Origin of the sequence: Pseudomonas sp. HMWF021 (assembly GCF_003061005.1) — a bacterium.
Taxonomy (GTDB): domain Bacteria; phylum Pseudomonadota; class Gammaproteobacteria; order Pseudomonadales; family Pseudomonadaceae; genus Aquipseudomonas.
This window is the reverse complement of record NZ_QAIK01000159.1, coordinates 8,685-17,716: the sequence shown is the minus strand read 5'-3', so window position 1 is coordinate 17,716 and position 9,032 is coordinate 8,685. Positions and strand designations below refer to the sequence as shown.

7 protein-coding genes are annotated in these 9,032 nt (G+C 58.4%); 1 reads left to right on the top strand and 6 read right to left on the bottom strand.

The annotated features are described in order from the left end of the window. From DBR18_RS29755 to sdhC, 6 genes are all read right to left on the bottom strand, one after another. Positions 1-414, bottom strand: a 414-nt coding sequence (locus tag DBR18_RS29755) for a biotin/lipoyl-containing protein (protein ID WP_256588852.1), incomplete at its 3' end; no start/stop codon positions are given. Positions 415-456: 42 nt separating this feature from the next. Further along, complete coding sequence (locus DBR18_RS22815; RefSeq protein WP_108592010.1) at positions 457-3,288, bottom strand: 2-oxoglutarate dehydrogenase E1 component; 2,832 nt, start codon at positions 3,286-3,288, stop codon at positions 457-459. 259 nt (positions 3,289-3,547) lie between these two features. After that, on the bottom strand, positions 3,548-4,252 hold the full coding sequence (locus DBR18_RS22810; RefSeq protein ID WP_003223007.1) for a succinate dehydrogenase iron-sulfur subunit: 705 nt from the start codon (positions 4,250-4,252) through the stop codon (positions 3,548-3,550). Between the two features lie 11 nt (positions 4,253-4,263). Then, a complete protein-coding gene (gene sdhA, locus DBR18_RS22805; RefSeq protein ID WP_007962857.1) occupies positions 4,264-6,036 on the bottom strand; it encodes a succinate dehydrogenase flavoprotein subunit in 1,773 nt (590 codons plus the stop codon). A gap of 3 nt (positions 6,037-6,039) precedes the next feature. Next, on the bottom strand, positions 6,040-6,408 hold the full coding sequence (gene sdhD, locus DBR18_RS22800) for a succinate dehydrogenase, hydrophobic membrane anchor protein (protein ID WP_003222999.1): 369 nt from the start codon (positions 6,406-6,408) through the stop codon (positions 6,040-6,042). Further along, positions 6,402-6,776, bottom strand: a complete 375-nt coding sequence (sdhC, locus tag DBR18_RS22795) for a succinate dehydrogenase, cytochrome b556 subunit (RefSeq protein ID WP_016773673.1) — start codon at positions 6,774-6,776, stop codon at positions 6,402-6,404. Before sdhC ends, sdhD begins: the two co-directional genes overlap by 7 nt. A 363-nt stretch (positions 6,777-7,139) precedes the next feature. Here sdhC and gltA point away from each other — a divergent pair, with 363 nt between their 5' ends. Continuing rightward, positions 7,140-8,429: a citrate synthase gene (gene gltA, locus DBR18_RS22790; RefSeq protein WP_003222994.1), complete on the top strand. Its 1,290-nt coding sequence runs from the start codon at positions 7,140-7,142 to the stop codon at positions 8,427-8,429. Positions 8,430-9,032 lie beyond the last annotated feature (603 nt).

The window sequence follows — 9,032 nt, the reverse complement described above, 5'->3', positions numbered from 1 at the left end:
GGTCACACGACCGCCTTTGCCGGTGCCGGCAACGGAAGCGATGTTGATGCCGTTCTCTTCAGCCAGCTTGCGCGCAGCAGGAGCGGCAACAGGATCGTCTTCGCCTTCGGCAGCAGCCGGGGCAGCGGCAGCAGCGGCAGGAGCAGCAGCGGCGGCTGGAGCAGCGGCAGCAGCACCACCTTCAGTGATGGAGCCCAGGACTTCGTCGGACAGAACGGTGTCGCCTTCGTTCTTGACGATTGCGCCCAGCACGCCGTCGGCGGTAGCCAGCACTTCCAGTACGACCTTGTCGGTTTCGATGTCGACGATCAGTTCGTCACGCTTGACGGCGTCGCCCGGTTTTTTGTGCCAGGTGGCAACGGTGCCATCGGCAACCGATTCCGGGAAAGTGGGGGCTTTGATCTCGATAGCCATTATCTGTGGTTCCTTAAATTCGGTTTCAGGTGCGCGAAGGCGTTAAACGGTAAACGCGTCTTGCAGCAGTTTTTCCTGCTGCTCGGCGTGCATCGATGCGTAACCACATGCTGGGGCAGCAGAAGCCTCACGGCCCGCGTACTCGAGTACGAGAGACTTGTTGAGGTTACCGATGCTGCGACGCAGGTGATGCTGGCTGCAGTACCAGGCGCCCTGGTTCATCGGCTCTTCCTGACACCAGACGGCATGCTTGACGTTGGTATAAGGAGCCAGGACTTCTTTCAAGTCGTCCTCAGGGAATGGATACAGCTGCTCGATACGCACGATGGCGATATCGTCACGGCCTTCGGCACGGCGTTTTTCCAGCAGGTCGTAGTAGACCTTGCCGCTACACAGAACAACGCGCTCGACCTTTTTCGGGTCCAGTGCATCGATTTCCGGGATCACGGTCTGGAACGAACCTTCGGCCAGATCTTCCAGCGTCGAGATGGCCAGTTTATGGCGCAGCAGCGACTTCGGCGTCAGCACTACCAGCGGTTTGCGCAGCGGGCGAATTACCTGACGGCGCAGCAAGTGGTAGATCTGGGCCGGCGTGGTCGGCATGCACACCTGAATGTTGTGCTCGGCGCACAGCTGCAGGTAGCGCTCAAGACGTGCCGAGCTGTGCTCAGGGCCCTGACCTTCGTAGCCGTGTGGCAACAGCATGGTCAGACCGCAGAGACGGCCCCACTTGTGCTCGCCGCTGGTGATGAACTGGTCGATAACAACCTGTGCACCGTTGGCGAAGTCGCCGAACTGGGCTTCCCAGATCACCAGCGCGTTCGGCGTGGTGGTCGAGTAACCGTATTCGAATGCCAGTACCGCTTCTTCCGACAGGAACGAGTCGTACAGGTCAAAGCGTGGCTGACCTTCGTACAGGTGTTTCAGCGGAATGTAGGTGCCAGCATCTTTCTGGTTGTGCAACACAGCGTGACGGTGCGAGAACGTACCGCGGCCGATGTCCTGTCCGGTCATGCGGATCGGGTGACCTTCGAACGCCAGGGTCGCGTACGCCATGGTTTCGGCGTAACCCCAGTTGATCGGCAGGCCGCCGGCTTGCATCTTCTGACGGTCTTCGTAGATCTTCGCGACCTGACGCTGAACCACGAAGCCTTCCGGAATTTCCAGCAGCTTGGCGGACAGTTCCTGCAGGGTCTTGAGATCGAAACGCGTGTCGTGACGCGCAGTCCAGGCGTGGCCCAGATACGGACGCCAGTCCACAAACAGCTCTTTGTTCGGCTCCTTGACCAGCGACTTCACCACGTGCAGACCGTTGTCCAGCGCGTTGCGATACTCGTCGACCTTGGCCTGAACACGTTCAGCGTCCAGTACACCGGCCTGAGTCAGGCGATCAGCGTACAGCTCACGGGTGGTGCGCTGCTTGGTGATCTGCTGATACATCAGCGGCTGAGTGCCGCTTGGCTCGTCGGCCTCGTTGTGGCCGCGACGACGGTAGCAGACCAGATCGATCACCACGTCACGCTTGAACTGCATGCGGTAGTCGATGGCCAGCTGGGTCACGAACAGCACGGCTTCCGGATCATCACCATTCACATGGAGGATCGGCGCCTGGATCATCTTCGCAACGTCGGTGGCGTACTCGGTGGAACGCGAGTCCAGCGGGTTGCTGATGGTGAAACCGACCTGGTTGTTGATCACGATGTGCACGGTACCGCCGGTCTTGAAACCGCGGGTCTGCGACATCTGGAAGGTTTCCATGACCACGCCCTGACCTGCGAACGCAGCGTCACCGTGGATGGAGATCGGCAGAACCTTCTCACCGGTCGGGTCGTTACGACGATCCTGACGGGCGCGAACCGAACCTTCGACCACCGGGGAAACGATTTCCAGGTGGGACGGGTTGAACGCCATGGCCAGGTGAACTTCACCGCCTGCGGTCATCACGTTGGACGAGAAGCCCTGGTGGTATTTAACGTCACCGGAACCCAGCTCGACCTTCTTCTTGCCTTCGAACTCGTCGAACAGCTCGCGCGGGTTCTTGCCGAAGGTGTTGACCAGCACGTTCAGACGGCCACGGTGGGCCATGCCGATGACGACTTCCTTGGTGCCGTAGGAACCGGAACGCTGGATCAGCTCGTCGAGCATCGGAATCAGGCTTTCGCCGCCTTCCAGACCGAAACGCTTGGTGCCCGGGTATTTGGTGCCCAGGTATTTTTCCAGGCCTTCACCGGCAGTGACGCGCTCGAGCAGGTGGCTCTTGATATCGGCGGAGTACGTCGGACGACCGCGCACGCTTTCCAGACGCTGCTGGAACCACTGGCGCTGCTCGGAATCGGTGATGTGCGTAAATTCAGCGCCGATGGTGCGGCAATATGTCTGCTGCAACGCTTCGTGAATTTCGCGTAGGCTCGCTTCCTCTTTGCCGATGAACAGGTCGCCGGCACGGAAGGTCGTATCAAGATCGGCATTGGTCAAGCCGTAATGATTGATCGACAGGTCTGCAGGTGCAGGACGCTGCCACAGCCCCAGCGGGTCAAGCTGGGCTGCCTGGTGGCCACGCATACGGTAGGCCTGGATCAATCGCAGCACTTCAACCTGCTTCTTCTCGTGCTCACTGCTCACGCTGCCGGCGGAAACCGGTTGGGCGCGGCGCTGGTTCTTTGCCAGCAGCACGAAATGATCGCGAATTGTGGAGTGCGAAACATCAGTGGCAGAGCTGCCGTCGGCAGGCAGCTTCTGAAAGTAGGTGCGCCACTCTTCTGGCACAGCGTTAGGGTCGTGCAGGTAGAGCTCATAAAGCTCTTCCACATAGGCAGCGTTTCCACCTGAAAGGTAGGCGCTGTTCCACATGCGCTGCATCACGCTTTCTTGCATGCTTGGTCACCCTCGGTTAGGGGAACACCATCGGCGTCAATACCGAGCAAACTTGCAGAAGTCCGAATGCAGCGACCAAAACAAGCCACTTAGGATCACGCTGATAGTCCGGGTACCAGCCCGGATGCCCCTGCTTGTCTCATTTCTTCAAAATAAGAGCTGCAGCTTGTGGCTACTGCTCTGGTTATAGCCATGACGCGGGTTGAAGCCCGCGCCACAGCCTCTTCGGTACAGCGGTCCTACGGTTACAGCAGCTGAATCACACGCCGCTCGAAAGCAGCATGTTACGGATGTGACCGATGGCCTTAGTCGGGTTCAGGCCTTTCGGACATACGTTGACGCAGTTCATGATGCCCCGGCAGCGGAAGACGCTGAACGGGTCATCGAGCGAAGCCAGACGCTCGGACGTCTTGGTGTCACGGCTGTCTGCCAGGAAGCGGTACGCTTGCAGCAGTGCAGCTGGACCCAGGAATTTGTCCGGGTTCCACCAGAAGGACGGGCACGAGGTCGAGCAGCAGGCGCACAGGATGCACTCGTACAGACCGTCGAGCTTTTCACGCTCTTCAGGGGACTGCAGACGCTCGATGGCCGGAGCCGGCGTGTCGTTCTGCAGGTAAGGCTTAACCTTCTCGTATTGCTTGTAGAAGATGCTCATATCGACAACCAGGTCACGGATAACCGGCAAACCTGGCAGCGGACGAACGATCAACTTGTTACCTTTCACGACAGCGGACAGCGGCGTGATGCACGCCAGACCGTTCTTGCCGTTGATGTTCATGCCGTCGGAGCCGCAGACGCCTTCACGGCAAGAGCGACGATAGGAGAAACCCTCGTCCTGCTCTTTGATCAGGGCCAGCACGTCCAGCACCATCAGGTCTTTACCACCGGTATCGACCTGGAATTCCTGCATGAACGGCGCAGCGTCCTGATCAGGGTTGTAGCGATAAACACTGACTTGCAACATGGCGGTCACCCTTAATAAGTCCGGACTTTAGGTTCGAAAGTCGGAACAGTCTTCGGCGAGAAGTTCACGGCACGCTTGGCGACACGTTTCTCACCCGGGAAGTACAGGGTGTGGCACAGCCAGTTTTCGTCGTCACGGTCTTCGAAGTCTTCACGGGCGTGGGCGCCGCGGGACTCTTTACGTACTTCGGCCGCAATGGCGGTAGCTTCAGCCACTTCCAGCAGGTTTTGCAGTTCCAGAGCTTCGATACGCGCGGTGTTGAACGCTTGCGACTTATCGTTGATCTTCACGTTGGCGATGCGCTTGCGCAGATCGGCCAGCTGAGCGATACCCTTCTGCATGTATTCGCCAGTACGGAATACACCGAAGTAGTTCTGCATGCAGCTTTGCAGCTCGCGACGCAGGGTCGCCACGTCTTCGCCATCGGTACGGCCGTTCAGCGCGTTCAAACGCGACAGGGCAGCTTCGATGTCGGCTTCGGTAGCGTCGTCGTATTCGATGCCGTCGGTCAGCGCCTTTTCCAGGTGCAGGCCGGCAGCGCGGCCGAATACCACCAGGTCGAGCAGCGAGTTGCCGCCCAGACGGTTGGCACCGTGTACCGATACGCAAGCCACTTCGCCTACGGCGAACAGACCAGGAATGATCTGATCCACGCCTTCGGCGTTCTGGGTGATCGCCTGGCCATGAATGTTGGTGGCAACGCCGCCCATCATGTAATGGCAGGTCGGAACAACCGGAACCGGAGCAACCACCGGGTCAACGTGTGCGAAAGTCTTCGACAGTTCGCAGATGCCTGGCAGACGGCTGTGCAGCACTTCCTCGCCCAGGTGGTCGAGTTTGAGCATTACGTGGTCGCCATTCGGACCGCAACCGTTGCCGGCGATGATTTCTTTAACCATCGAGCGGGCAACCACGTCACGACCAGCGAGGTCTTTCGCGTTCGGAGCATAACGCTCCATGAAACGCTCACCGTGCTTGTTGATCAGGTAACCACCTTCACCACGGCAACCTTCGGTCACCAGTACACCGGCGCCGGCGATGCCGGTCGGGTGGAACTGCCACATTTCGATGTCTTGTACCGGCACGCCAGCACGCAGCGCCATGCCAACGCCGTCACCGGTGTTGATCAGGGCGTTGGTGGTGGAGGCGTAGATACGGCCAGCACCGCCAGTTGCCAATACGGTGGCCTTGGCGCGGATGTACGAAGTTTCGCCGGTTTCGATGCAGATCGCGATCACACCGACGAATTCGCCTTCCTGGTTTTTCACCAGATCGACAGCGTAGTACTCGTTCAGGAACGTGGTACCGGCTTTCAGGTTGCCCTGATAAAGGGTGTGCAGCAGCGCGTGACCGGTACGGTCGGAGGCTGCGCAGGTACGGGCAGCCTGACCGCCCTTACCGTAGTCCTTGGACTGACCACCGAACGGACGCTGGTAGATACGGCCCTGCTCGGTACGCGAGAACGGCAGACCCATGTGGTCCAGCTCGAAAACGGCAGCCGGGCCTTCCTGACACATGTATTCGATAGCGTCCTGGTCACCGATGTAGTCGGAACCCTTGACGGTATCGTACATGTGCCAGCGCCAGTCATCGTTCGGGTCGGCGGACGCGATTGCGCAGGTGATGCCGCCCTGGGCGGATACAGTGTGCGAACGGGTCGGGAAAACCTTGGTGATCACGGCAGTCTTGTGACCGCCCTGTGCCAGCTGCAGCGCAGCGCGCATGCCGGCACCGCCACCACCAATAATGATGGCGTCGAAAGAAATCGTTGGAATGTTAGCCATGACTCAGATACCCCAGAGAATCTGCACACCCCAGACGAAGTAAGCGAACATCGCAACGCCGCATACTGCCTGGAAAAGGAAACGTATAGCCGTCGCGGACTTGCCGAACGCCATTGGCGTCAGGTAGTCGGTCGCGATGGTCCACATGCCGACCCAGGCGTGAGCGCCGAGGGCAACAAGGGCCAGGAGGCTGAAAATACGCATCCCGTTGTGGGCGAACAGTTCATGCCACTGGGCGTACTCGAGGCCTGGGTGGGCCACGACGTATCCGATCAGAAAAATGAAGTAAGCCGCGAGAACGACCGCCGACACACGTTGCGCCATCCAGTCATAGAGGCCCGAACGCGAGAGGTTCGTGACGTTAGTTACCATATCCAAACTCCTGCCAGAACGATTACCACCACGGAAACGGCGATAACGATTTTCGAGCCCAGCTTGCCGCCTTCCAGCGTCTCACCGATGCCCATGTCCATGATCAAATGGCGCACACCGGCAACCAGGTGATACAGCAGAGCGGACAGGATGCCCCAAATCACTAGCTTGGCTAGCGGACTGGTCAGACACGCTTTCACCTGACCGAAGCCTTCCTCGGAGCTCAGCGACTTGTCCAATGCGTAAAGCATGATGGCAAGGCACACGAAGAGGATGACACCGGAGATTCGGTGAAGAATGGACGTGTAAGCAGTGACTGGGAGTTTGATGGTCCTTAGGTCTAGGTTTACAGGTCGTTGGCTTTTCACGGCTTTTTTTTCACACTGAAGAGCCCCTAACAATCAGGGCAAAGTTGTTGGGGAGTGCACTGGTCAGGTAACCACCACCCAGGGATGCGACCCCCAATGAAAGCAAGCCCAAAAGCCCTTGGCGGTCGGTGGCCGAGTATAGACAGTTAGGCTACTAATGACAACGCAATCACCTACCCCCAATAGCTGATTGCACAAGTCGCATAAAAGGCGTAAATGGCAGTCAATTTCGAGGAAAAAGTGCGCTTAAAGCCTTCTGGAGCAAGACTTTAGGCAAATTGACATTCGAATTTATCTCACTATAGTGGTGCGGGCCCTGCGTGGGGGGTCTGTCTGATGGTTCAAGCATAAATAGGAGGCCACATGGCTGACAAAAAAGCGCAGTTGATCATCGAGGGCGCAGCCCCCGTCGAGCTGCCCATTTTAACCGGCACCGTTGGTCCCGATGTAATCGATGTTCGGGGCCTGACGGCCACGGGCCGCTTCACTTTCGACCCAGGTTTCATGTCGACCGCCTCGTGCGAATCGAAGATCACCTATATCGACGGCGACAACGGCATTCTGTTGCACCGCGGCTACCCGATCGAACAGCTGGCTGAAAAGTCGGACTACCTGGAAACCTGCTACCTGCTGCTCAACGGCGAACTGCCGACTGCAGAACAGAAGGCCCAGTTCGTCAGCACCGTGAAAAACCACACCATGGTTCACGAGCAGCTGAAAACCTTCTTCAACGGCTTCCGTCGCGACGCCCACCCGATGGCCGTCATGTGCGGCGTAGTCGGCGCCCTTTCGGCCTTCTACCACGACTCCCTGGACATCAATAACCCGCAGCATCGCGAAATCTCCGCGATCCGTCTGGTTGCCAAGATGCCGACCCTGGCAGCGATGGTTTACAAGTACTCCATGGGCCAACCCATGATGTACCCGCGCAACGACCTGACGTACGCGGAAAACTTCCTGCACATGATGTTCAACACCCCGTGCGAGATCAAACCGATCAGCCCGGTACTCGCCAAGGCCATGGACCGGATCTTCATCCTCCATGCCGACCACGAGCAGAACGCATCGACGTCCACCGTGCGCCTGGCAGGTTCCTCGGGTGCCAACCCGTTCGCCTGTATCGCCGCCGGTATCGCCGCACTGTGGGGCCCTGCCCACGGCGGTGCGAACGAAGCCGTTCTGACCATGCTTGACGAGATTGGCGATGTGTCCAACATCGACAAATTCATCGCCAAGGCCAAGGACAAGAACGATCCGTTCAAGCTGATGGGCTTCGGTCACCGCGTTTACAAGAACCGCGATCCGCGCGCGACTGTAATGAAGCAGACCTGCGACGAAGTACTGAAGGAACTGGGCATCAACAACGATCCGCAACTCGAACTGGCCATGCGCCTGGAAGAGATCGCGCTGACCGACCCGTACTTCATCGAACGCTCGCTGTACCCGAACGTCGACTTCTACTCGGGGATCATCCTCAAGGCGATCGGCATCCCGACCAGCATGTTCACCGTGATCTTCGCCCTGGCTCGTACTGTCGGCTGGATTTCGCACTGGAAAGAAATGCTCTCCAGCCCGTACAAGATTGGCCGTCCGCGCCAGTTGTACACCGGCTATGAGTCGCGTGATATCACCAAGCTGGAAGACCGCAAATAAGGCTTGTCTTGCGATAACGTCTTGAAGTTGTATCGGGAACGGCCTCTTATATAGAGGCCGTTTTTGTTTGTGTGGTCGCAGCGGCCTGGGGGCCGACTGGGGTTTTGGAGCTTTTGTGGGCATATCCGTTGCTGCGGGGGTTGCTAATTACGGTTCCGCCCTTACGGCGGGTCACTTTTTCCAAACGCCGAAAAAGTAACCAAAAAGGCTTCCCCCGGCGTACGGCACTTCGCTGAGGCTCAGTGTTCCCTCGCTACGGTGCCCATCAGGGGGCATCGCCTACGGTTTGCTTCGCTGCACCTCCTCTCGATGTATGCGGCTACGCCGCATGGCGCTGCGCGCCTACCCCCTGATGGACACCTACGCTCGGCCTGCCGAAGGGGCTGAAGATCAAAAGCCACATCAAGAGCCAAAGCCAAAGCCAAAGCAGATCAAAAGATCGCAGCCTTCGGCAGCTCCTACAGGGGATTGGGTTTATTCAGTATGAGATTGGTCGGCTGTCAGGCCGCCATCGCCAGCAGGCTGGCTCCTATAGTTTAGAAAACGCACAACCCCTGCGGCAAAGCCGCCCCACTCAACACGATGAGCGTTAGCTCGAGTAAA